We start from the raw sequence: 22826 nt of genomic DNA, 5'->3' as shown, positions 1-22826 counted from the left end.
GAGTAGAGGAATCGGACCATGAGCATGCGGCGGACCACGACGACCAGAAGGGCCATGGCGGCTGTCAGCATGACGGCTGCTCTGGCCTTTGCTCTCGCGGGCTGTGGCGATGACGGAGGCGAGCAGCCCGGCAACGAGGGCTCCAGCGCGCCGTCCGCCCCGGCCAGCCCGTCCGCGGAGGACAAAGGTGAGTCGCAGCAACAGGACACGGCTGCCGGGGAGAACGTCGACCCCAATGTGAAGCTCGCTGAGATCCGTGGGCAGAACGGTGTCGTGATGGTCATCAACCAAGTGCAACGGGATTCGGGGGGATTCGTCACCGTTCAGGCGGAGGTCAAGAATGGTGGCGACAAGCCGGCCAACCCGGCCCAATGGGCAGGCAGCGAGAGCGTGATCGTGCGTCAGAACCTCTCATCCGTCGGCGGTGCCACACTGGTGGACAAGCAGGGCAAGAAGCGCTACTACGTGCTCCGGGACACCGACGGCCGTTGCCTGTGCACCACGAAGATCGCGCCGCTCCAGCCGGGCGACTCGACTGCCGTGTTCATGCAGTTCCCGGCACCGCCGAGCACGACGACGGAGGTCGACTTCTCCGTTCCGACCTTCGCCACCGCATCGCTCAAGATTTCCGGGTGATGAACGCCATGACGCCTGCGCGTACCGTGGGACTGCCCATTGCGACTGCCGTGCTCGTCGCGGCCACCGCCCTGTTCGGCGCCTCACCTTCGTGGGCCGATGACGGGCCCAGCGTGCCCCCGGGCACGGAAGCGACATCCGAGCCACCGGTCCCGATCGACGCCAACGACCCCGACCTCAAGATGCCCGAGGGCGGAACCCTTGCCCCCGGCCGGGTCCTCGACATCGTCCAGGTGGTCGAAGACCTCGGCGGCGAGGAGCGCCGCGAGGACAGCAACGCCGACATCAAGTTCGCCCTCCAGGCGGAAGTCCTCTTCGGCAAGGACAGCGCGAAGCTCTCCTCGGCGGCCAACGCCCGTATCGCCGCCATCGCCGACGAGATCAAGAAGCAGAACGCGACCAAGGTCCGCGTCTTCGGCTTCACCGACAACCTCGGCTCCTCCGCCCACGGCGACGTCCTGTCCAAGCAGCGGGCCGACGCCGTGCACGGGGTGCTGTCGAAGCAGCTCGGCCCCACCGTCACGTACGAGATCCGGGGCTACGGCGAGCAGTACCCGATCGCCAGCAACAGCAACGAAGAGGGCCGCAAGAAGAACCGCCGCGTGGAGGTCTCCTTCCCGCGCGGCGAGGGGTCCTGACCTCGTCTGTCCGCACGGCGGCGGCCCCCGCGCCGCCGCCGTGCAGGCCCGGCTGTTCCATGCCTCCGGCTGAAGTAGGTTGGTCGCGTCGTCAACCGAGAGGGTCGGCAACGCATGCAAATCGTCATGTATCGCGAAGGTATCCACCGCACCGCCTATCACAGGGACGGGAAGTGCCCGGCGTTGACCGGTAAGCGGGATACCTGCGACAAGTGGGCAGCGGTCCCGGAGGAAGAGGCGCGGGAAGAGCTGGGTCTTGCCCCCTGCCTGCGATGTGCTTCCTGACCGCCCAGCAGACAGCTGACAGCAGGCGTGGCAGCTCGGGGAACGCGTGAGGGCGGCCCGACTCTCGCAAGGCCGCCGGGTGACCGGCTGAAGGGTGCGGAGCTGCATCACCTGAAGGAGCTGCGGCCCGGGTCGTCCCGGAGCGGGAAGATCCACGACGCCATGGCTCCAGGGAGTGCGAATGAGCAGCGTCAGCTGGGAGGAGACCAAGCGCACGACGCGGGAGCGTCGTATCGCGGCGGGTCGGCCCGTGCGTACGTCCGAGGAGAAGCGAGCGGCCATGGACCGGCTGGCTGCCGAGGTGCGGGCGTATCAGCTGGCCGAGGTTCGGCGGGACCAGGCACTCACGCAGCGTGATGTTGCCGAGGTGATGGGAGTCTCGGCGCCGCGAGTTTCCGCGATCGAGCACGGAGAGGTCGATCGTACCGAGGTGGCGACCCTCCGGTCCTACGTGGAAGCGCTCGGTGGCAGGCTCCGGGTCGTTGCCGACTTCGGCGACACCGAATACACCGTGGCGTGAGCGAAGAGGGATCTGCCGGCACCTTGAGCCCTCGGATCCGAATCCGTGTCCCTGCCTCCTGCCCCCTGCGCGCGAGAGCCGCGTTGCGCCAAGGGGTCCCGTGCCGCAAGGTGAACGTGGCACGGGACCCTCCGCCATCACAGCAGGTGGTCGGCCTTTCCGGCCTTGATGTCGCGGATCAGCTGCTGGAGGGCCTCCCGGCTGTCGGTGAGATATGCCTGCTCCTCACCCTGGCGGGCGATGTAGCTGTTGCCTTGCTCATCCGTGCCTATCCGATAGCAGGAGTTGCCTTCGCCGCAGAACGCGTCTTCCCAATTGATCCCGCGCATGGTCGACCTCTCAGAGTTGGCGTGCGATGTCGTGGATGAAGTCACGTGACTGGTCAGGTCCCAGGGCGATCTGCTCCATCCAGTCCAGGTGTGCCCGGTACTTCGACAGCTGGTCTTCCGAGTGGAGAAAGTCAGGCCCATGGGAATTGTCGATCTGCACGGTGTCGAGTTGGGGGACGGGGCCCTCCGCATAGAAAACTGTCTGCCCGGCACCAGGAAACACACCAGCCGTGAACGGGATCACGAGCAGGCGAACGTTGGGCTGCTCTGCCCTCTCCGCGAGGTGGTGCAACTGTCCGCGTGCGACCGTTGTGCCACCGAACTGCATCCGTAGTGCGGCCTCGTGCACGATGCAGACGTACGAGGTGGGGTTCGGCTCCTCGAGAACGTGCTGTCTCTGGAGCCGGTGGGTCAGGCGCATGGCGACCTCGTGCTCAGGGAGTGGCGGGACCACCGCCCGGAAGAGGGCCAACGCATGGTCGGTGGTTTGCAGCAGTCCGGGAACGTGGATGGCGTGCGCGGCTCTCATGCGTACGGCATGGGACTCCAGCTCCGCGACGTCACTCAGGCCGTGCGGAAGCGAGGTGCGGTACTGCTCCCACCAGCCACGCTGAGATGGGCGTGCCATGTCGGCCAATGCGTCGACGAATCGCTCATCGGTGTAAGAACAGGCGCCGGCCAGCGTCCGGATCCGTTCAGGGCTGATGGGCCTTGCCCCGGACTCGATGTTCGAGATCTTGCCGCGATCGACGCCCAGAAGTGCCGCAGCGGACTCCGCCGTCACCCCCGCCGACATGCGCATCTTCCGCACTTCGGCACCGAGTCGCCGCTGACGGTCAGTGGGGGATGTCCTTGCTGCCATGCCGGTCCTTTCCGCAGACGGTCAAGGAAAGTCTGCCGTCTGTACGTGCGACCAGACACGAAAGGGCGCAATTCTCTTACCGTAAGGGCAATTTAACCCTCGTGGGGCTATGTTGAGTGCTGCACCGCTCACGCACCGATAGGCCGAAGTGCATCGCGCGGCTCTGCCTGCCTCCTCCTGCCCTGGGAGGGGCGGCGTCGCGTCAGGGAGACAGGCCACAGCCCCTCGGGTAGGACGCGAGCCCCTGTGCGCTCCGACGCCGAACACTCCAGCGCCACCCAACACTTCACCACTCCAAGGGAGTCAGCCATGCCTCCGTCCTCACGCGCCGCACTCTGCCCCGCGACCCTCGAAGAGCCGGCCTCCCCGGCCCCGTACGCCCCGCCGCTCACGGCCTCCGGGCGTGGCCTCGCACTGAGCGTGACCCTGCTGGGCGACCCGCGCAGCGCGGCGGTCGGGCGAGCCCTGCTCACCGCGGCGCTGCGGACTCACGAGCTCACCCGGTACGCCTGGCCCGCTGGGCTCGCCATGGGCGAACTCCTCTCCGTGGCCGCGCGGATGGCACCTGGCAAGGAGCTGTACGTCTCCGTGCGTGAGCGGGACGACGCCCTGCGGTTGGTCACCTGGGACCAGCACGCCGGTCACGACGATCCGAGGGCGGACGCCCTCTGCCGGAGCCGTCGCCGCCGGGCTCTGTGGCTGCTGGCAGCGGTGGTGGCCGACTGGGGCGGTGCATGGGGCACCGACGGCGCGCTTCCACCGCACCGTGGCACGAAGACCTGGGCTCTGCTGCCCCGCTGAGAGGCGTTCACCAGAGGCTGCGAAGACGGTCGGGGTCGGCGGGCGAGAGGGACGACCTCGATGCCGATGTTCTACGGCGAGCGGAGCTTCCGCCGGACAAGAACGGTACTCACATTCACCGGACGACTCGTGCCCTGCCCTGGGTGCGGAAACCTAGCGCGTGGCGGTAGATCTCGGGCATGCGGTAGCGCCCGTCGGCATCTCTGGCCAGTGCGCCCCACTGCTCCAGGGCTTCGACCTCGTCAGGGGCCAGATTTAGATCAGCTGCATCGAAGGGCATCTTGACGGAGTCGGAGAAAGTTGCCATGTGCCGAAGGAGCTTCCCGAGGCGGGGATTCTCCTGATTGATCTCCTGTACCTTCTCGCGGCTGCACGCCCCCAGCGCGTGACGCATGGCCGCCGGGGTCAGCACTCTGTCCTGCCAGCGCTCGTCGCCGGTGGAAGCGGAAGCCGCCTCCCGCAGGAAGCGGACGACATCGCGGGCCTGGATCTGTTCGTTGAAGTCGGCGAGAGCCGCAGGAACCCACCGGTCGGCCCAGGCTTCACGCGAGTTCTCGGTACCGAGCTTCGCACCCCAGAGGGGAAGGAGCGCTTGGACGATTTCGTGGAAGCCCATATCGGCGATCGGAGTATCAGGCGTTACCACCGCGTTGGCACTTGACGCGATCCACAACGAGAGCCGAAGGGCGTCTTCGGTGTCCCACCGGAGTTCGTAAGGGGAATAGCGGTCGAGGAACTGCCCGAGATTCTGCTTGATCGCCGTGCGGACCAGATCCTGACGCACGAATACCACGAGGCCGAGCGAGCGGTTGCGGAGGCGGCGGAGCCAGGCCGGAACCTCGATCAGCAGGGTTCGGAGGGCGATGCGCCGAGGTTCTGCGTCCAGGGACTCGAGCCAGTCCTCCAAGCCGTCAATCACGAAGACACAGGATCCGGGCGTGTCCAGGGTCCGCTGGATGAGGAATTCCTCAGCTGGTACGTCACGTGGGGCACCGGCTGACCAGGCCAGACATTCCAGCCAGCGCTGCCTCCAGAATTCCGTGTCGTGGGCCTGTGTGTCCGCGAGGCCGGCGTTCAGATGGCTGCGGAGCTCGTCGGCGGTAACGCCTTCTCCACCTGCCGCGCGGTCTCTGAGCGCTTGGGGGGACAGCACGCCGGTCTGTGGCTCCGCGATGTTGGCCGGGTCCAGGACAGGAATGACCATGGCAGTCCGCTCGACGCTCTGGCCGTTCTCGCGCGCGAAAGCATCCCATGTGCCCGCAGTGCACATTCTGGCGAACGTGAAGGTCTTGCCCGCGCCTTTCGCGCCGACGACGACAGCTACAGGAAGGTCGGTGCTGTGATCCGCGATCAGGCGACGGACCGGTTCGGTCGTGAGGAAGCCGAGACTGGAGTCCATGCCCTGTCGCTCAGCGAAGACGAGACGACCCGCTGTGCTTTCCAGTGCGCGTCGACGCTCGTCCAGGGTCGCCAGGTCGTCCGCGGATGCCGGTACCGGTTGCCCGGCGCCTGGTGCGAACTCGCTGAGCAAGCCGGGCAGACCGCAGCGCCGAATGACTTCCACGACCGCGTCCCAGCCTTGCGGAAGCGCGAGCAGCTCTTCACGGAACGGGCTCAGGAGCGGCTCGGTCAGGACCTGTTCATCCACCGTGAGTTCGTCCGAGGTGTACTCATCGGTGGCCGCCACGGCGATGGTGGACGACAGAGCTGCGGACAGGCCACTCCGGGCCTCCTCGGCATGCAGGTCGTGGACGTCCAGCCGGTACTGCGTCACGATCGCACCGGGAGCCGGATCCGTCCGTGCCACGGCCGGGGACTGGGCTCCCAACTGCCGGATCATGGTCTCGGTCCCTTGGAGGGACTGACTGCTGACTGTGGTGACGAAAATCCGCGTCACGCGGGGGTCCAGCAGGATGGGCGCCGCCAGCTCGGAGGCTCCGGCCCGCAGGTCCAGTACGACGGTGTCGACCTCGGCTGCGACAGCGAGGGCCGAGAGGGATTCGCTGAGGAAGTACGGTGAGCGGTCCTCGGTCAACAGGTCGGTGGGGCCGATTCGAGGTGGACCGAGTCGACTGCGTCGGCTGGCGGGAAGCACGGTCACGCGGCCTGACCCCGGATAGCGTGAGACACGCTGGTTGGGAAGATACGCAGCTGCGATTTCCACCGCCTGCGTGGCGTCACCTTGCTTCGACGAGTGCAGGAGGGCGAGGACGTCCTCGTACGCGATGTCGCAGCGTCCCCCTTGCGCTTGGTACATCCAGGTAATGCCGGGGGCCTCCAGGTCCGCGTCCACGAGGAGAACATGCTGGCCCTGGGAGGCCAGGAAATCGGCGAGAGCAACGGCATGCAACGTGCGTCCCACGCCGCCCTTGAAGGAGTGGAAGGCGATGAGTTGCTTGTCACCGGCAAACTGAGCGTGCTCGGGTCGCGGCAGGGCGTCCCCCAGCGCTGAGGTGACACGCCGCTCACTGAGTCGCGGGCGGCGTGGGGCTGCTCCGGAACCGTCCGCTTCGACCAGGCGCACAGGGAGCGAGCGGGGGGCGTGAGCCGCGGGGCGATCCAGGGCGAGTGCCAGGCCCGCGTCGGTTTCAGCCGCTGACCCGAGGCCGAACTGGCTGTCCAGCCAGTCGCGGGCGGCCCCGCGCTCCGTACCTGGGCGAACCGTCAGTTCCAGAGCGTCCCACCAGGCGTCGACCTCCAGGAGCCACTGCGGCCACTGGCCGTCCGCAGCTGCTTCGGCCAGTTGAGAATCGATGTCCACCCAGGTGAAGAGCTTGCCGGCCATAACGCTCAAGTTCCTTTCCTGGCGTCCTCCACCAGTGACTTCAAGGCTTCCAGCGCAGCTTTCTGATCATCTGCGCACAGTTCTGCACCATAGCGCCATGCCTCATGCAGCTGATGGCTCTCGATCCAGGTGCTGTCCTTGTGCCGACGACACCGCAATGGGTCCTGCCCAGGGGTGGGGTCCTGAAGGTTCAACGCCTTGGCCAGGCGGCGCAGATTGTGGGAACGCAGGTCACTGGGTAGTGCGGAGGTGTCCTCACGCCGCAGAATCCAGCGCAACACCTCCGCCTTCAGGCCGCATTCGGCTGCGTAGAAGAGCAGTAACCCGCTGATCGCGCCGTCCCCTGCTTGCTCGGCGGCGTCTCCCTGTTTCGCGAGCCGATCGCGGCTCCGCCGCAGCTCGCTTACCCCCACGTCGACCATCGCATCAGATTACTGGCTGAGGCTCGGGGCCGTTCCCTTGATCAGGGAGCCTTGAGGCGATTGCGGAGTTCGGCGACGTACGCGCTGATGTCCCGCGCGTTGGGAGCATCGGATGTGTCGCGGGGGTCGGCGGGGTGCTTCTCGGCGGCCCCGGAGGCGTGGTGGGTGCGGCAGGGGCGGCAGAGGCCGTCCGGGAGGGCTTCGGGGCGGCCGGGGGCGCCGCAGTCGGTGCACTCGACGAGGATGCGCCGGGCGGGAGCCTCGGGCGGAAGTGCGTCCCGCTCGGTGGGCAGTTGAGGCGGGATCTTGTCCATGAGCCGGCGGCGGATGAGGGCGACGGGTGAGTCGACGGAGTAGGGAAGTCCGGCGGTCAGGGTGTGGATGAGGTAGTCGGTGCTGACGCCTCGGTCGAGCCATGCGGTGGCGAGGGGTTCAAGTGCGCTGCAGTCGGCGGCGGACAGGGCGACACGGATGTCCCTGTGGGCGAGTTGGGCGAGCGCGAGGTACGCGGGGGAGGGGCGGCTGCCGGGCTCTGGGGCCGGGGCGTTCGGCAGCTTTACGTGTGCGGGTTCCCGGCCGGCGGGGGCGCTCGACGGAGCGGCGGCGGGCATGGGTGCCTGGTCGGGGCCAGGTGCTTGCACTGCGGCGGGCCGGGCGGGTCCGGTGTCCTTCGTCGGCCCGGTCCCGATTACGGGCGCCGCATGGTCGGCAGGAGGCTCAGAGGCAGATTCGGCAGCGGGTTCATTGACGGGTTCATCAGCGGGGACCCAGGGTGGTGGCGGGGCGGTGGGTCCGTCGGCGGCCGGGTCTCGGGGGAGGCCGTCGAGGCTGTCCCTGTCGTTGAGTTGGCGCATCTCGGCGGCGAGGTAGGCGTTCCACCACTCGTTGTCGCGCGCGGTCCGGGACCAGAAGGTGCGGAAGGCCCAGCGGGTCGTCTCGCCCTGGCCGACGGCGCATCGCACGCGGCGTAGGTGCCCGGCGACCGAAAGGGCGGTGAGGGCGGTGCCGATGGCTTGCTGGCCGTAGAGCGGGAGTTGCTTGGCGAGGGTCTTGACGCCCATGGCCGCGCCGTCGGGGAGGTGGTCGACGAACCCGGCGACGTACCGCTCACGCATCGACAGTAAGGCGAAGTCGTCAGGGCGTCGCGGTAGTTGGCCGGGAGCGGATCGTTTGCCGTAGCCGGGCGTCGCCTTCGGGTACGCGGGTGAGGGTGCGGGGGCGCTGAGGGCAGCGCTAGTGTGCTGGGTAGCCATGGGATCGGCTTTCTAGGTGATCGATCTTGTGGTGAGACCCCGGCCTGGTGCGTCCAACACCGCGTCGGGGTCGTTTGGTTCTCGCACCGTAAACAGTCGCTTCGGTGCGCCGCAAGCTGCCGCGATTAGTCATACTTGCTGGCCGTGACGGGGGCGGGCGGGTGGGGAGGTTTTCCCGAACCCTCCTCATTTCCCTACCGGTTACTGAGGGGGCTCGAATCCCGGGTCTCGCGTCCCGGCTCTCGGATCCCGGGTCCCGAGCTTCGGGCCGGGACCCCGTTCAGGTACCCCCGTAAGAGTGAAAGCCCCACTCCGGCGCTCGGGTCTCGGGTCCCGGTTCTCGGGTGCCGAGACCCGAGCGTCGGGACGAAGTCCGCAATGCCGTTGGCTGATTTGTCGATTGCAGTAGCAATGGCTGGATTGGTAGACATGGTCGTACGTGTGTTCGTTCGATGGGTGGGGGATGTCATGAAGTTCGACATGGGGGCGTCGGTCCTGGCGCGGCTGTTGTCGGATTCGCAGGACCTGTTGAAGGAACTGCGGGGTGCCAAGTGAGCGGCGAGCAGCCGGTCGATCCGTACGGCATACCGGTGTTCACGGGCAATCTCGCGGTGCTGGACCGGCAGGTGACCGCGTTGGCCAAGGACGGGGCGGAGATCGCCACGGCCGCGGGGGACATTCACAGCAGCTTCGGCGGTCTGCAGGCCTTCTACAAGGCTCCGGAGGCGGATCAGCTGTTCGCGACGACGAAGCCGGTCGCGGATCGCGGGGCTGCGCTGAAGTCGGACCTGGCCACCATCACCGGCGCTCTGAGCGCTTACGCGGACGATGCGCAGCCGCTGGTGGCGAAGCTGGAGCGGCTCAAGGAGGAGGCTTCGGCCTTCCGGGACAAGGCGAACGCTGACGACGAGTGGCGCGAGGACGGCGACCTGATCGAGGAGAACAGACGCCGCCACGACGAGATCATCGAGGCCTGGGCGGCGTTCCAGGCGGTGGAGCGCACCTGCTACAACAAGATTATCTCGCTGGTTCCCGCGGGTAAGCCGCTCAAGACGAATGACGGTTCCAACGGCAAGCACATGTACGGGTACGACGCCGAGGCCCTGAAGCAGGCCAAGGGGCTGCCCTGGGGTGATCCGGTCAAGGAGTCGACCCGCTGGTACCAGTTCTACGAGCACGTCTGGGACTTCGGCAAGGGCTTCGTCGTCGACGGTGTCTGGGGCACGGTCAAGGGCCTGGGCACCCTGGTCGGGACCGAGGGCTGGGACAGCATGAAGCAGGCTTGGGGCGGTCTGGCAGACCTCTCCATCGGCGTGTCCATCACCCTGGTGACCGCAGGTGCCGGGGGGACGTATCTCCTCACCACGCCTGAGGAGGAGTTGCCTTCCTGGCTGCGGGACTCGAGCCGGGCGATGAAGGAGACCGGCAAGGCACTGATCGCCTACGACCAGTGGAGCGAGAACCCGGCGCGCGCCGGGGGCGCGGTCACGTTCAACGCCCTCACGACGGTTTTCACCGGCGGCACCGGGGGCGGCGTCTCCGGCGCCGGCAAGGCGGCGCTCGCGGGGAAGGCCCTCTCCTTCGCGAACAAGGCGAGCCGCGCCGTCGACCCGACGACGTACCTCTTCAAGGGCGCCGGCGCGGGCCTCACCAAGATCAGCAATGTCATGGACGGCCTCAAGGGCAGCGGCGCTGTCGAGATCCCGCCGCTGCCGGACAACATCTACACCCTGCCCGAGGGTGGCATCCGGCTCCCCGATGGCACCGTGCACCTCCCGGCGGGCACGGCGATACCGGACGGTGCGATCCGCCTGCCCGACGGCACCGTCAAACTCCCCGAGGGAACCGTGGCCCTGCCGGAAGGCACGGTCAGGAACCCGTTCGACCAGGGCGCGCCCTACGTGAGCCGCGAAGGCCACCTCTACAACGAGGACGGCAGCATCGCCCAACTCGCCGACCAGTCACCCAAGGGCGTCGATACAGAGACACCAGACGTCGACCCCTTCCCCACCGAGCCTGTCCTGGTAGGCGCGGGCCGTGTCGGGGCCGACTCCGCCAACAAGTCTCTTCACGTCAGCAACAGTCTCGACGATGCCGACAGAGCTGGAAGCAACGCTTCCGACCAGGTCCCCGCCAAGAACGAAACTCTCGGTGCCAAGCCAGCAGGTCACGCTGACAGATTCGCCGGGCGGGAGGTTCCATCCAATGACCAAGTGTCCGATATCAGCGGCGGCACCCCCCGCACGCCCGACAGCTCCCCGCTACATAGTGACGGCACCGACGCCCCGACCACAGGAAGTGGGCAAGGCGCTGCTGAAGGCCCTCCCAGTTCTGGTGCCGACAGCACTCTCGGCCGCGGAGAGGATTCTGGTCAGCCTTACCTGGAGGGTGGGTCGGAATTGAGACCGGACGGCGCCAGGTATGTGGAGGAACCTGCCTTTGACGACATTGATGCAGCACGGTTCTACGATCGAGTACGCGCTGACCCTTCATCTCTGAGTATCAGTGCCATCTCCCAGAATACAGGCGTGCGGGCGGATATTCTGGACCGAGTGCGGACTCACTTTTTCCTTACTGAGCAGATAGTGACCGACGCCCCCGGTAGCATCCGGAAGGCTTATTTCACGCCGCGTAGCGATATTGCCGAGATCTGGGATGCGGCAAGTAAACGCGACCTATCCCCTGAAGAAGTGATTAAGTTCGAGCGCTACATCGCTCACGAGTACATAGAAAGTCATCTTATCGAGGCGGGAATCCCGTACCTGCACGACCGCCCCCACCTATGGGAGACCTTCACCAACCCCGGCGGGAAACTTGAGTACAATCACGTCTGGCCCAGCAGTGCCAGGGACGCCGGTGCGCATGATCTTTCCCTCAATGAAGGAAAGGGAGGGTTCAAGCACTGGCGTTCACTCGGAATGGACGTCTCGCACGTCGAAGTAGGGCCCCAACTGAATAACATTGAAGAGGTCGTCGCAATCCTCAAAGATGAGCTGCGATCAAAAGGAATCGAGCTGAACGATGGATGACATGCCCGACCAGGATGGATTCAGGGTCCTGAATCGCCTCCGTAGAATCGAGTGGGATGCCGACTGGGACGACGCTTACTTTCACGTCATCTCACGCCAACTGCTGATGCGAGAATACATGAGGCGAGCCGCCTTGTGGGCTGAATTCTATTCCGCCGAAGAAGCCTGGCCATTCTTCGATATCACGAATTACGCCGCACCGGAACTTAAACTACCGCAAAGCCTTTCCCGAGACCTGAACGAGTTTCTCCGTACCCGGATGGTCGGGCTCGTCATGACAACCTGTGCTGGAGCCGTGCGCCTGGCGGAACTCCGCGCGCAGGACCCCGCAACGGGAGAACCCAACCTCCCCGAACTTTATGAACCACTACTTGTCATGTATGAGCGCGGCGGCGACTTCATGAGGGACAACTCCGGCGCTCTCGACCTGACAGGTGTTTCGTTCCGCCCCGGGACGATGCAGGACTACCTCGGGGACACTCCAATTGTGACGGTCCGTGCGTCCGTACTCGATGCCTTGGACGCGGAAGGGCGGATCACATTCTTCGCGAGCGATACTGGCCACGGACCAGTCCTGAGGCGCCGGCTGCTACCGGGAGGAGAGGAACGGTACGAGGTGTTCAGCGATCGGCTCAATTGGGACACGGCAGGGGGCATCCATACTCAGGAAAAGGGAGCGGAAGGTGTCGGCTACGCTCAGATAACTCCCAGTGAGGCTGCTCGGATCATCGAAGCCATGATGTCAGGACCCACCGCGAAGCACGGGGGCTGAGCCGACAGCGCGTTCCTTGTGCGCAACAGCACCTCGCCGACGCATAAGGCTGGACAGTCGACATGGCCGACGGTGTCGCTAACGGCCACTTCCGGGCCTGGCCGAAGACCTGGCGGGATGCTGGGGCTCAATTTAATTAGTTCAAGATCTTCTGAGGGGTAGAGCGTTGACAGTCACTGTTTCCCGCCACTCCTTGCCAACGGGGAATGCAGCGGAAGGACTTGCCGTACTTCAGAACAGTGCTGAAGGGCTGATCGAAGGTTGGAAGCCGACTCCACCCGTCTGGGTGAAGCATTCCAGCTAACGCTCACGCTCGCGAAGTCACACTGCCTTCTGGGCGCGGAGGCATCCCTCCTGCCTACCTGGAAGGCGTGGGTCAATGCCATGCAGGTTGGCTCTGCGACGTTCGCCGCGACCAGAACGGCAGAAGAAGTGGTGCACTGCCGAATCGTCGAGAAGGATCGGATACTCCGAACGGCGGGTCCGCAGAGCTATACACATGCGGGGACTTGGCTGACGGCCTTCTACCTCTCGGTGGTCTGCAGGGAGAAAGATAGGCTGACCGACTTGTGCCAAGTGCCGGTATCCCTGCTCAGGGAGTCGGAGGCATCTCACGACGAGTTTCTCTATGACTGGGTGGAGACTCTCCAGGCGTACTGGCTCGGCGAACCGGACCTGGGGGTCAAGTTGGTGGCAGCAATCGATGGCGCGGATCCCCGGAGCGGCCGGATCAGCGACCCCCAGGCGGCCGCGAAACTTCTCTACCCACCAATGGAAATGTTCCACCGCCTGGTCCGTGACGATCACGGCGGATTCAATAGGGCATTGACCGATGCTATCCAGTGGCACAAGGAGTACTGGAGCACGGAGGGCAACGCTCTCCAGGCCACCGGCTTGGTTGCCCTCCCGCCCCTTGCTCTGGCATGCCTCGCCTACGACATGGGCTTCCCCATCGACGTAGAGTCCGACTACCTGCCCATCGCTCTCCTGGAACGAGACTGGGCAGGTGAGTTCCCGACCTGAGACCAATATCGCTCGGGAGGCCAAAGGCTGTAGCGGACATGCGCGAGGTCAGATTTCGGGCAGGACCTGACCTCACCCACCTCTTGCGCGCCTGGTCGCAGACGGCCGGGCCTTCGGGTCGAGACTGCGGGCGCGTCTGCCGAGGCCACACCGCCAGGGCACGAATCCGGCCACATGCTCGCCGAGCCCGTCACCCGAACGGCGGACCGTCGTTTGTGTTGTGGGCCCGAATCCGGACTGCCCGGCGTAGCAGACTGTGACACGCCGCGCGCCGCTGACACCATGCACAGGCCGGTGGGTGCCGCGGTGCACATACGAACAGTCGTCGAGGAAGGTGTGATGGGTGTGGAGGCCCACGCGACGAACGAACGCGTGACGGGACGCAGGTGGACGGTGCGGCTGGATCCGGTCGGCCGCGGTCGTGCGGACGTGCGTGTCTCGTGCAGCCGCCCGGCCTGCGCCGCGCAGGTGCTGCCGTCCGCCGCCGCCGGTCGTACGGCGGCGATCGGCCACCTCAAGGCCCACCTGCGCGCCGGCCCGGCCCCCCGCCCCTCGGCGCAGTGCGCCTGTCGGGCCGAGGAGTGCCACACGCACATCCGCCCCGCCGGACCGCGTGAGCGACCCGTGCCCTGGCGGTGCGGGGGAGCGGTCGTCCTGGCCGTCATCACGGACCGGGAAGGGCGCTGGTGGCAGGTCATGGAGTGCTGCTCGCGCTGCGCCGCCGCCCACTCCACCGCGAAGGTCGTCGCCACGGCTCCGGCCGCCGAGGCACCGGCACGGAGCGACGGGTTCCGGGCCGATGCCGCAGTCCCCACGACCCCCGGCGGCACCGCGACCCCCGGCGGCACCGCAGCCACCACGCCGACCTTTTCGGCAGCCGGCCCGCACTTCTCCCACAGCGCCACCGCCACCGCCGCCGGCACCGCCGTCCCCCAGCAGGCGTCGGCGCCCAGGTCCGGCCACGGGTCCGACCCCCGCTCCGCCCCCCGGTCCGCGAGGCCGCCGCGGAGGCGCCCCCCGCGCGGCAGGATCGCCCAGCGTCTCGTCCCGCACGACCTGCGGCCCGTCGCGCTGCGGGACGAACTCACCGAGCTCGGCGAGCTCTTCCGCGCCTACCAGGCCCGCACCGAACCCGACCTCGCGATGCTCGCCGACCTCCACGCCCGCAAGGCGGAGGCCTTCCACGCCTGGGCCGAGGCCACCGCCGACACCGGACTGCGGCTCGACGCCCGGCGGGCCGAACAGGCCGCCGCCACCGCCCGCCTCCAGCATCTGCACCGCATCGGCCAGGCCCCGGACGGTGAAGGGCCCGCCGTGGCGCGGCTGCTGACCGCCCCCGCGCAGTGGAACCACGCCCGATCCGTCCTCGCCCACGTGGCCGAGAACGCCCCCCTGCCCGGAGCCGAGGCCCGCCTGCTGGTGGTGATGGTGACGCTGCGCACCGCACAGTCCGGGGTCGGCAACCTGGTCGGGCAGGACATCAAGGGGCTGCCCCTGTCGGATCCCGAGGAGCTGGTGGGGCAGTTGGTGGAGTCCGGCTGGCTCGGCATCTCCGGGACCGTCGAGGAGCTGATCGCCTCCCGCCCGGAGAACCCCACCCAGATCACCGTGCCGTCCCTGACGCCCGACGAGGACGACCCGGGGCCGTTCACGTTCGGCAGGAAGCTGCGCCCCAAGCTCAGCGGATGGGCCCAGCGGGTCGTCGGGGAGAAGAAGCTGCGCAAGGGCAAGACCGAGGCCGGCGTACGGCTCCTCGCCCTGGCCCTGGCCACCGGCTCCGACGGTGAAGGGCGACTGGGGCCGGGAGGGGAGGGCATCGGCCTGGACGTCCTGTCCTCCTGGTGCACCGTCGACTCCCGTGACCTGCCGCAGCTCGTGGACCGGCTGACCGCGGCGGACTGGCTGGCGGAGGCCGACGTCACCGACACCCACCTCACCGGCAGGCTCACCGAACGGGTCCTCCCGCTCGGGTGCCCGCTGACCTGAGGAAGCGGAACGCGTCCCCGCGTCCCGGCGTCCCGGCGTCCCCGGGCCCCCGCGTCCCCGGGTCCCCGCGCCCCTGGGTCCCCGCGCCCCCGCGCCCCCGGGTGGCGTGCCTCAGGGCCCGGACCGTCGATCCTCCGGACAGCGGTCTCAGAACACCCCGAGCTGCTCCGCCAGATCCGCCAGGTCCTTCGCGTACAGGTCGAAGCGGTCCGAGGACGCGGGCGGGTCGCCGACCGGACGGGCCACGTAGGCCGTGCGCAGGCCCAGCGCCTGCGCGCCGCGCAGGTCCCAGGCGTGGGCGGCGACCATCAGCAGGCGCTCCGGTGGCGGTCCGGCGACGGTGACGGCCAACCGGTAGACCGCCGGATCCGGCTTGTAGGTACGGGCGTCCTCCGCGGACAGGGCCTGGTGCCAGCGCAGCCCGGCGTGGGCGTTCAGCTCCAGCAGCGCCGTACGGCTCGCGTTGGACAGGCCGATCAGCGGGAAGTGCTCGGCGAGGCGGGCGAGCCCTGCCACGGTGTCGGGCCACGGCGGGAGGTGACGGGCCGCCCGGGCCAACGACTCCACGGCGTCCGGATCCTCCGCTCCGGCCGCGCGCGCGACGACTTCCGCGGCCTCCCGGTCCAGTGCGTCGCTCGGGAGATAGGGCCGATCGCCCTCGACGATGCGGCGTTGCTCGCGCTCGATGTGCCGCTGCCACAGCAGCAGAAGCCGTTCGGTGCCGGGGGCGTCGGGGGCGTCGGGGGCGTCGGGGGCCGAGAAGGGGGCCAGCGCACTGATGCCCGCCCGCAGCCCGGCGGGTTCGTCGACGAGTGTGCCCAGCACATCGAACACGACGGCGTCGATCGCGAGTTCTGCCATGGCGAGGTCTCCTCCAGAGACGGCGGGGAAGGCGGCCGGCACCGGGACCAACGTCCCAAGCGCTCCTTTCCCTCCCCTACTTCACCGTGATCGACCCCACGAACGCGTCCAGCTCCTCCGCGTCCACCGCGTCCTTCACCGCGTTCAGGCGCACCACGAACGGAACGCCCTTCGAGTCCACCCCCGCGACCAGGACCCCGGTCATCGGCGTCCCCCTGTTCGGGGTGTCCTCCTGGCCGTCGGACGTGAAGTCGTAGTCGATCCGGCGGGCTTCGCGTGCCTCGGGGGCGTCCTCCGGGCCCGCCAGGCGTACGTCGTCCGTCGCCTTGCGGGTGGAGCCGAGGCCGATGCCCGCGCCCGCCGCTGCCGCCGCTCCGGCCGCGTCGCGCACGCCCGTGGCGAAGTCCAGCTGGACCGAGACCATGCCGGTCCGGATGCCGTCCTCCTCCTTGAGCGCGACGGCCGCGTTGGCCTTCGCCCGCTCGGCCGCGGGCTGCTCCGCGTACCCCTCGCTCTTCGGGTAGCCGACGCTCAGGCTGCCGGTCTTCAACGTGCCCCAGCCCTCGGGCACGGCGGCCTTGTCCGCGTCGCCGCCGCATCCGGTCAGCAGAACCGCCGCTGTCGCGATCGCCGCCGCGGTGGCCGTCCGCCGCCGCCGGGGCCCTCGCGCGCCCCATGTCCTGGTACTCATCGTGTCTGTCACCGCCCGTTCAGTTCGCGCAGTAGCTGTACGGAAGATACGTGCGCGCATCGCCCCGCGGTGCACCGAGGAACTGTGCGTCCGTCAGTGTCTCCCTCTTCTCCTCCGTGGAGAGGGAGAACCCGAGGCTCATCCCGAGCGAGATCTCGAAGCCGAACGACTGAGCGTCGCTCTCGCCCGTGTACCGCATGGTGCTGGACAGCCCGTCCTCGAACATCAGCTGCTGGAAGGGATCGTTGCCCTCCGGGCGGTTCTCCATGCCGTGGTCGCCGAAGAGGTATTCGAACGGGGCCGTGTTGTTGCCGGAGCCGTCCAGCCACTGCTCGGCGACGGCCCGCTTGGACTCGGTCGCCGCGTCCGTGTCCTTGCCGAACACGATCGAGTTCGTCACCACGTCGATGCCGGTCTCGCCCGACGAGTCCGACGCGCTGCCCTTGCCGCCCCGCTTGTCCTGGCCGCTCTCGCCGTTGTCGCCGCCGACCTCGACCTTGCCGGACGTCGAGCCGCTCTCCACGGTCTGCGTCATGTCGATGCGGACGATCTCCCCGGTCTTCTGGTCGCGGGTCACGGTGATGGCGCCGGTACGGTTCTGCTTGCCGCCCACCGTGCCCTTGACCGGGCCCACGTCTCCGCCGGCCTTGCCCTCCAGTTCGAGCTTCGCGGTGTACGTGTACGACTCGTTGCCGTTCACGTCGTCCTTGGTGATGGTCACCTCGGGCGAGAACGTCGCCTTGCCGCCGAGCTTCGCGCCCAGCTCGCCCTCGTCGCCGCCCTTGACGGAGAGGCCGCCGTCCGCGTAGGCGTTGAGGCCGACGGTCGAGTAGGAGATCTTCTTGTCGCCGATCTTCTTCTCGATGTCCTCCTTCTTCTCCGCCCACTTCATCGCGGAGTACCAGCCGCCGCCGTAGCCGCCGCTGTGCTTGGTGGAGGTCTCCCACATCTTCATCTCCTCGATGTCGTCCCGCATCTGCTGAGCCTCCTCCTCGCTCGCGAAGATCCAGGTGTCACCGTTGGTGATCTTGATGCCCCCGCCGATGTCGACATCCGCCTTGCCCAGGCTGCCGAGCTTGACGCCCGGCGTGCTGGCGGTGGCCCCGGCGGACGCGGCGTCGGTGAACGTCATCGAGACGACCTTGTCGTCGCCGTCGACCTTCCCGTCGCCGTTCACATCGGTGCTCGCCCGGGAGACCTTCTGCTGGAAGCCGTACTCCTCGCCCCACTCGAACCAGCCGATCTTGACCTTGCCGCCCGCCGTGTCCGAGATGCTGGAGACCTGGCACATCTTGGGCTCGTAGTCCGCGTCCGTCTTCGGCTTCGCCTCGGGGTCCTGGCCGCCGGACGAACAGGAACCGCCGCCACCGGCCATCGAGCTGATCGCACAGCGCAGCCGCTCCCCGATCTTGCCGCCGACCCCGGCCATCGCCATCGCGCCGATCAGCATCGTGACGAGGACGACGAGACCCAGGTACTCCATCGCCGTCGCGCCGCCGTCCCGCCAGTTGTACGAGTAGCGGGGCGGCTCCGGCGTACGGGTGGCGCGCTCCTCCAGCAGCCGGTCGACGGCCACCCCGGACGCCGCGCCCGCCGCCAGTGACACGGCGGGCATGAGGACGCCCTCGATACCGACGACGTCCCCGGCGACGACGAAGCCGTACAGCAGCCCGGCCAGGGGGACGGGCAGGGCCGCGAGCAGATACACCGTGCGGGAGGACTCGCGGTGCTCCTCGGGGAGGACGCGGGTGCCCGCCAGCACCGTCAGCAGCGTCACGGCGAGGGCGGGCAGGTGGAGCAGGGCCAGCCGCCAGCCGAACGTCTCCAGCCGCTCCTCGGTGGCCAGCAGATCGAGCAGGACCCGGCTCATGGCGAACCCGAGGGCGATGTAGACCAGACCGCCGATCACCCAGCTCCGGGTCAGCGCGAAGAACCGGCTGCCCTGTGGGGGCGGGTACGGGACGCCGGAGCCGGCGATGCCGTGGCGTCCCAGCGGTATGTGCCCCGCGCTCCGGTCTCCCCGGGCCCGGCCCCGGCCTGCGCCCCCGTCACCGCTCACGGTGCACCCTCTCCTCGACCCGCGCGTGTTGCCGACGGCCGAGAGCGTACGGCCGAAAAGCCGCCATAGCCCGGGCCCCCGGTCCCAAAGCCGGGCCCAAGTGCGGCGCACGTCAGACGTGTTGCGCCGAGGCGCGGTGGCCGTTCCGCTTGGGGCCGGCCGTGGGCCCGTGGGCCCACGCCGCCCCGGCCGCCGCTCAGTACGCTCGGTGGTGCCGGGGGTCGCCGACCACGACGCCGCGCGAAGCAGCGAGAGCGATGGGGGTGGGCGTCGATGGCGGGTGCCGGATTCTTCTACTCGTACCACCTGGGCTGGACCCGGCTGGACGCCCGCACCCTGTTGGGCGACCTGGAGGCCGAGGGGCTCCGGCCGGTGCACCCCGTGACCGGCCGCACGGTGCTCGTCAACCTCGACGCCGCCTCCCTCGGAGCCCGTTCGCCCGTCACCCGCGAGCAGTTGCTGTCCCTCGCCGGACTTGAGCGGCTGCACGAGGTCGGATTCCGGTTGTGGACCGACGGGGGCTTCGACCTCCTGGTGCGCATCCGGCGGGCCCCGGCCGGTGTCGTCGCCGTCGAGTTCTCCGTGGGGGAGCTGCCCGATCCGGAGCGGGAGCACGCGGTGGGCGCCATCCGGCGGACCGTCGGACGGGCCTCCGTGCTGTGCATCGGCTTCGTCGTCGACCGGGCCGGTGCGACGGCCACCACCGACTGGGACGGCGTCGTCATCGAGGGCGCCGCCCACCTCGACGCCTGGCCGGACACCGTCGCCGTACGCGACGAGACGGCGGCCCGGCACCCGCAGCTGGCGGTGATGGACGCGGTGGAGATGTCGCCGTGGAAGGTATTCGGGAACGAGGTGCTGGGCGGGGTCTGACCCGGGCGGCCCCGACCGGTACGGGGGCGGGGGCCGCCCACGCCTCTCCTGGCCGTCGGCCCGCCTCGCACTTCTTCCGGCCGTCGGCCCAGCTCGGGCTTCTCCTGGTCGTCGGCCCGCCTCGGGCTTCTTCCGGTCGTCGGCCCGCCCCGGGCCTCTCGCGGCCCTCGGCGTGCCCGGACCCCGGCCCGCCCGCCCGCCGGCCGTGGCACGGCGCGCCCGCCGCCGACGTCATAATCGGCCGTATGTCCGATCATCAGCTCCGCACCCGGACGCCCGCCGGCCCAGCCCCGGCCCCCCGCCCCCTTCCCGGCGGGTCCCGGGCCGCCGCCGCGTTCCGGGCCGCCGCGCCCGCGCTCGCGGTCTACGCCGCCGCACGGGCCCTGGGGCTCCTGGTCTTCTGGGTGGCCGCCTCCGCCGCCGGGAAGGACCCCCTGGGGCCGCTCAGCGGACGCTGGGACTCCGTCTGGTACCAGCGCATCGCCGAGCACGGCTACCGCTACACCGTCACCTTGCCGGACGGCTCCGTCCACTCCGATCTGGCGTTCTTCCCGCTGCTCCCGGCCCTGGAACGTGCCGTCTTCGCCGTGACTCCGCTCACCCTCGGCGGCGCCGGACTCCTGGTCGCCTGGACCGCCGGGCTGCTCGCCGCCTGGGGCATCTTCGCCGTCGGCGCCCACCTGCGCGGACGGCGTACGGGCGTGGTGCTGGCCGCACTGTGGGGCGTCTGCCCGACCGCGTTCGTCCAGTCGATGGCGTACACCGAAACCCTGTTCACCGCGCTCGCCGCCTGGGCCCTGTACGCCGTCCTCAAAGGCCGCTGGATCGTCGCGGGCGCGCTGTGCGTCCTCGCGGGGCTCACCCGGCCCTCGGCGGCCGCCCTCATCGCCGCCCTGGCGGTCACCGCCGCCGTCACCCTCGTACGGGAGTACCGCGACGAGCGCCGCGCCGGCCCGGTGCTCCGCCGCAACGCCCGGATGATCGCGGGCGTGGCGCTCGCACCGCTGGGCTGGCTGGCGTACGTGGTGTTCGTGGCCGTACGCGAGGGCAGCCCGGTCGCCTACTTCGACGTCCAGGCGCAGTGGGGCAACAACATCGACGGCGGCCGCGCGCTCGCCGCCTTCATCGCCGGGCTGCCGTGGCCCGCCGCCCTCGGTCTGTGCGCGGCGCTCGGGCTGCTGGGGTGGCTGGTGGTCCTGTGCGTACGGCAGCGGCAACCGCTCCCCGTGCTCGTGTACGCCATCGCGATCGTCGTCATCTCGCTGATCGGCGCCGGATACTTCGGCTCCCGGCCGCGGCTGATGATGCCCGCCTTCCCGCTGCTGCTCCCGCCCGCCGTCGCCCTGCTGCGGCTGCGCACCGCGGGCCGCACGGCCGCCGTGCTCACCGTTCTCGCCTGCGCGTCGGCGGCCTACGGAGCCTGGACCCTGCTGGGCGCGGGCCCGCCGTAGGCCCGTCTCTAGAGGGCTTCCGGCGCGGTGGCGGGCGCCGCCTTCAGCTCCAGCCGTACGCCCGGCCGCACCCCCCACCGCGCCATCGCCCCGGCCTCCGCCTCCACCACGTGCCGGGCCCGCAGCCGGGGCAGCCCGAGCCGGCCGGGCTTCATCGTGGTGACCGCGAGGACCGTGAACGTCCGGTCCAGGTACGCCACGTCGATGGGGAACCGCATCCGGAAGGTGTGCACGCTCCCGCAGGGGGTGAGCATCATCGCCCCCTCGATCCCGTCCCGCCCGAGCAGCCCCTTGGTACGGGCCCGGTACGAGGCGGCGATCCGCAGCGGTACCTCCCGGGCCCCCGGCCCCGGTTCCGCTCCCGGTCCCGGTCCCGCTTCCGGCCCGGGTCCCGCTCCCGCCCCGGCCCCGGTCCCGGAATCCGTGTCGACCGTCAGCGTCCCGTCGCCATCGCGCCATGTCCTCATGGGCCCCGACCGTAGCCTCCGGCGGACGCGCCCGAATCCCGAACGGCGCGGCTTGGGTCCTGGCCGGGCGTCTTGGGCCCCCGGACCCAAGACCCCTGCTCCCGGACCCCGTTAGGGTCGCCCCGTGGACGCCGTGCTGCTCGCCCTCGCCGCGGTCTGGGGTGCCGCCACCGGACTGCTGATCCCGCGTGCCGCCTACCGGTTCGCCGTCGAGCCCGAGGAGCCGTGGCGCACGGCGTGCCCCGCCGGCCACCTGCTCACCGGCCCGGCCCGCGGCTGGCTCGGCCCGGCCCGATGCGCTCCCTGCGCCGCCCAAGCTGTCCCGGCCACCCCGGCTAACCCGGCCACCCCGGTCAACCCGCTCCCGAGAATGCCCGCCCCGGAACCGCAGGCCCCGCCCACTCCGGAGTCGGCAGCCCCGCCCACCCCGGAGCCACAGGCCACCGCCACCCCGACATCCCCCGCCTACGCCCCCACCACCCTCGCCCCCCTCGTCACCGCCCTCGCCTGTGTCGCCCTCGCCGCCGCCACCGGGGCCAGGCCCGAGCTCGTCGCGTGGCTGGTGCTGGCCCCCGTCGCCGTACTCCTCGCCGTCGTCGACCGACGGGTCCACCGGCTGCCCGATCCGCTGACCCTGCCGCTCGCGGCCGCGGCCGTCCTGCTGCTCGGCGGGGCCGCGCTGCTCCCGGGGCACGCCGGATCCTGGACCTCCGGACTGCTGGGCGGCCTGGCCCTCGGCGGCTTCTACCTCCTGCTCTTCCTGATCAACCCGAACGGCATGGGCTTCGGCGATGTGAAGCTCGCCATCGCTCTGGGCGTGGCCCTCGGCTGGCACGGCTGGACCGTGCTGTTCCTGGGCGGGTTCGCCGGGTTCCTGTTCGGGGCGGCGTACGGACTCGCCCTCGTGCTCCTGCGCCGGGCGGGGCGCAGGACCGGCATCCCGTTCGGGCCGTTCATGATCGCCGGGGCGTTGATCGGAGTGCTGCTGGGGTCGCTGGCCGGGTGAGCCGGGGCGCGCCCCCCCGCCGGGCGGCCCGGGTGGAATCCGTTCGCGTGCTCCGGGACGGCCTGACACGATTCCCC

Annotated in this window: 20 protein-coding genes; 11 read left to right on the top strand and 9 right to left on the bottom strand. The window is 69.3% G+C overall.

Annotated elements, in window-relative coordinates:
* The first annotated feature begins 18 nt into the window (after positions 1 to 18).
* From IE145_RS01380 to IE145_RS01370, 3 genes are all read left to right on the top strand, one after another.
* Entirely contained in the window at positions 19 to 636 is a 618-nt protein-coding gene (locus tag IE145_RS01380) for a hypothetical protein (protein WP_189518025.1), read from the top strand.
* 8 nt (positions 637 to 644) lie between these two features.
* Positions 645 to 1274, top strand: coding sequence for an OmpA family protein (locus tag IE145_RS01375; RefSeq protein WP_189518023.1), 630 nt, complete (start codon positions 645 to 647; stop codon positions 1272 to 1274).
* A gap of 466 nt (positions 1275 to 1740) precedes the next feature.
* The gene (locus IE145_RS01370) at positions 1741 to 2079 is read left to right on the top strand and encodes an XRE family transcriptional regulator (RefSeq protein ID WP_189518022.1); all 339 of its coding nucleotides are present in this window, start codon (positions 1741 to 1743) and stop codon (positions 2077 to 2079) included.
* A gap of 137 nt (positions 2080 to 2216) precedes the next feature.
* Here IE145_RS01370 and IE145_RS01365 read toward each other — a convergent pair whose 3' ends face one another.
* Positions 2217 to 2408 carry a recombinase family protein gene (locus IE145_RS01365; protein ID WP_189518020.1) on the bottom strand — a complete coding sequence of 64 codons (192 nt, stop codon included), beginning with the start codon at positions 2406 to 2408 and terminating at the stop codon, positions 2217 to 2219.
* A 10-nt stretch (positions 2409 to 2418) separates the two neighbouring features.
* Entirely contained in the window at positions 2419 to 3270 is an 852-nt protein-coding gene (locus tag IE145_RS01360; RefSeq protein ID WP_189518018.1) for a helix-turn-helix domain-containing protein, read from the bottom strand.
* A gap of 309 nt (positions 3271 to 3579) precedes the next feature.
* Here IE145_RS01360 and IE145_RS01355 point away from each other — a divergent pair, with 309 nt between their 5' ends.
* Positions 3580 to 4071: an ATP-binding protein gene (locus IE145_RS01355; protein WP_189518016.1), complete on the top strand. Its 492-nt coding sequence runs from the start codon at positions 3580 to 3582 to the stop codon at positions 4069 to 4071.
* Positions 4072 to 4186: 115 nt separating this feature from the next.
* On the opposite strand, the gene IE145_RS01350 is transcribed toward IE145_RS01355, so the two are convergent.
* The 3 genes from IE145_RS01350 to IE145_RS01340 are packed head-to-tail and all read right to left on the bottom strand — an operon-like array spanning position 4187 to position 8531.
* The gene (locus IE145_RS01350) at positions 4187 to 6856 is read right to left on the bottom strand and encodes a KGGVGR-motif variant AAA ATPase (RefSeq protein ID WP_189518014.1); all 2670 of its coding nucleotides are present in this window, start codon (positions 6854 to 6856) and stop codon (positions 4187 to 4189) included.
* A 5-nt stretch (positions 6857 to 6861) separates the two neighbouring features.
* Entirely contained in the window at positions 6862 to 7278 is a 417-nt protein-coding gene (locus tag IE145_RS01345; RefSeq protein WP_189518012.1) for a hypothetical protein, read from the bottom strand.
* A gap of 41 nt (positions 7279 to 7319) precedes the next feature.
* Positions 7320 to 8531 carry a MarR family transcriptional regulator gene (locus IE145_RS01340; protein ID WP_189518010.1) on the bottom strand — a complete coding sequence of 404 codons (1212 nt, stop codon included), beginning with the start codon at positions 8529 to 8531 and terminating at the stop codon, positions 7320 to 7322.
* Positions 8532 to 9082: 551 nt separating this feature from the next.
* Between IE145_RS01340 and IE145_RS33240 the strand changes: the two genes are divergently transcribed.
* From IE145_RS33240 to IE145_RS01320, 4 genes are all read left to right on the top strand, one after another.
* On the top strand, positions 9083 to 11560 hold the full coding sequence (locus IE145_RS33240; protein ID WP_229825182.1) for a hypothetical protein: 2478 nt from the start codon (positions 9083 to 9085) through the stop codon (positions 11558 to 11560).
* Positions 11553 to 12332, top strand: a complete 780-nt coding sequence (locus tag IE145_RS01330; protein ID WP_189518008.1) for a hypothetical protein — start codon at positions 11553 to 11555, stop codon at positions 12330 to 12332. The genes IE145_RS33240 and IE145_RS01330 overlap by 8 nt, the downstream gene beginning before the upstream one ends.
* Before the next feature lie 261 nt (positions 12333 to 12593).
* On the top strand, positions 12594 to 13355 hold the full coding sequence (locus IE145_RS01325; protein ID WP_229825180.1) for an immunity 49 family protein: 762 nt from the start codon (positions 12594 to 12596) through the stop codon (positions 13353 to 13355).
* A gap of 339 nt (positions 13356 to 13694) precedes the next feature.
* A complete protein-coding gene (locus tag IE145_RS01320) occupies positions 13695 to 15341 on the top strand; it encodes a hypothetical protein (RefSeq protein ID WP_189518583.1) in 1647 nt (548 codons plus the stop codon).
* A gap of 147 nt (positions 15342 to 15488) precedes the next feature.
* Here IE145_RS01320 and IE145_RS01315 read toward each other — a convergent pair whose 3' ends face one another.
* The 3 genes from IE145_RS01315 to IE145_RS01305 form a co-directional block, all read right to left on the bottom strand.
* Positions 15489 to 16202 (bottom strand): haloacid dehalogenase type II, encoded by a 714-nt coding sequence (locus tag IE145_RS01315; protein ID WP_189518006.1) that lies wholly within the window; start codon positions 16200 to 16202, stop codon positions 15489 to 15491.
* Positions 16203 to 16278: 76 nt separating this feature from the next.
* Positions 16279 to 16893, bottom strand: coding sequence for a hypothetical protein (locus tag IE145_RS01310; protein ID WP_189518004.1), 615 nt, complete (start codon positions 16891 to 16893; stop codon positions 16279 to 16281).
* A 19-nt stretch (positions 16894 to 16912) separates the two neighbouring features.
* The gene (locus tag IE145_RS01305; protein ID WP_189518002.1) at positions 16913 to 18952 is read right to left on the bottom strand and encodes a hypothetical protein; all 2040 of its coding nucleotides are present in this window, start codon (positions 18950 to 18952) and stop codon (positions 16913 to 16915) included.
* A gap of 273 nt (positions 18953 to 19225) precedes the next feature.
* Here IE145_RS01305 and IE145_RS01300 point away from each other — a divergent pair, with 273 nt between their 5' ends.
* On the top strand, positions 19226 to 19825 hold the full coding sequence (locus IE145_RS01300) for a hypothetical protein (protein ID WP_189518000.1): 600 nt from the start codon (positions 19226 to 19228) through the stop codon (positions 19823 to 19825).
* Between the two features lie 245 nt (positions 19826 to 20070).
* Positions 20071 to 21276 (top strand): putative hexosyltransferase, encoded by a 1206-nt coding sequence (locus IE145_RS01295; protein ID WP_189517997.1) that lies wholly within the window; start codon positions 20071 to 20073, stop codon positions 21274 to 21276.
* 8 nt (positions 21277 to 21284) lie between these two features.
* Here the strand turns inward: IE145_RS01295 and IE145_RS01290 are convergent, their stop codons facing one another.
* Complete coding sequence (locus IE145_RS01290) at positions 21285 to 21743, bottom strand: DUF192 domain-containing protein (protein WP_189517995.1); 459 nt, start codon at positions 21741 to 21743, stop codon at positions 21285 to 21287.
* A 124-nt stretch (positions 21744 to 21867) separates the two neighbouring features.
* Here IE145_RS01290 and IE145_RS01285 point away from each other — a divergent pair, with 124 nt between their 5' ends.
* Positions 21868 to 22749, top strand: a complete 882-nt coding sequence (locus IE145_RS01285) for a prepilin peptidase (protein WP_189517993.1) — start codon at positions 21868 to 21870, stop codon at positions 22747 to 22749.
* Positions 22750 to 22826: the final 77 nt, after the last annotated feature.

It is taken from the genome of Streptomyces sindenensis, from assembly GCF_014649035.1.
Classification (GTDB): Bacteria; Actinomycetota; Actinomycetes; order Streptomycetales; family Streptomycetaceae; genus Streptomyces; species Streptomyces sindenensis.
This window is presented reverse-complemented; position numbering and strand designations above follow the sequence as displayed.

Coding starts and splice junctions, on each gene's coding strand:
- IE145_RS01380 (WP_189518025.1), top strand. CDS start 19: ATGAGCATGCGGCGGACCACGACGACCAGAAGGGCCATGGCGGCTGTC.
- IE145_RS01375 (WP_189518023.1), top strand. CDS start 645: ATGACGCCTGCGCGTACCGTGGGACTGCCCATTGCGACTGCCGTGCTC.
- IE145_RS01370 (WP_189518022.1), top strand. CDS start 1,741: ATGAGCAGCGTCAGCTGGGAGGAGACCAAGCGCACGACGCGGGAGCGT.
- IE145_RS01365 (WP_189518020.1), bottom strand. CDS start 2,408: ATGCGCGGGATCAATTGGGAAGACGCGTTCTGCGGCGAAGGCAACTCC.
- IE145_RS01360 (WP_189518018.1), bottom strand. CDS start 3,270: ATGGCAGCAAGGACATCCCCCACTGACCGTCAGCGGCGACTCGGTGCC.
- IE145_RS01355 (WP_189518016.1), top strand. CDS start 3,580: ATGCCTCCGTCCTCACGCGCCGCACTCTGCCCCGCGACCCTCGAAGAG.
- IE145_RS01350 (WP_189518014.1), bottom strand. CDS start 6,856: ATGGCCGGCAAGCTCTTCACCTGGGTGGACATCGATTCTCAACTGGCC.
- IE145_RS01345 (WP_189518012.1), bottom strand. CDS start 7,278: ATGGTCGACGTGGGGGTAAGCGAGCTGCGGCGGAGCCGCGATCGGCTC.
- IE145_RS01340 (WP_189518010.1), bottom strand. CDS start 8,531: ATGGCTACCCAGCACACTAGCGCTGCCCTCAGCGCCCCCGCACCCTCA.
- IE145_RS01330 (WP_189518008.1), top strand. CDS start 11,553: ATGGATGACATGCCCGACCAGGATGGATTCAGGGTCCTGAATCGCCTC.
- IE145_RS01320 (WP_189518583.1), top strand. CDS start 13,695: ATGGGTGTGGAGGCCCACGCGACGAACGAACGCGTGACGGGACGCAGG.
- IE145_RS01315 (WP_189518006.1), bottom strand. CDS start 16,202: ATGGCAGAACTCGCGATCGACGCCGTCGTGTTCGATGTGCTGGGCACA.
- IE145_RS01310 (WP_189518004.1), bottom strand. CDS start 16,893: ATGAGTACCAGGACATGGGGCGCGCGAGGGCCCCGGCGGCGGCGGACG.
- IE145_RS01300 (WP_189518000.1), top strand. CDS start 19,226: ATGGCGGGTGCCGGATTCTTCTACTCGTACCACCTGGGCTGGACCCGG.
- IE145_RS01295 (WP_189517997.1), top strand. CDS start 20,071: ATGTCCGATCATCAGCTCCGCACCCGGACGCCCGCCGGCCCAGCCCCG.
- IE145_RS01290 (WP_189517995.1), bottom strand. CDS start 21,743: ATGAGGACATGGCGCGATGGCGACGGGACGCTGACGGTCGACACGGAT.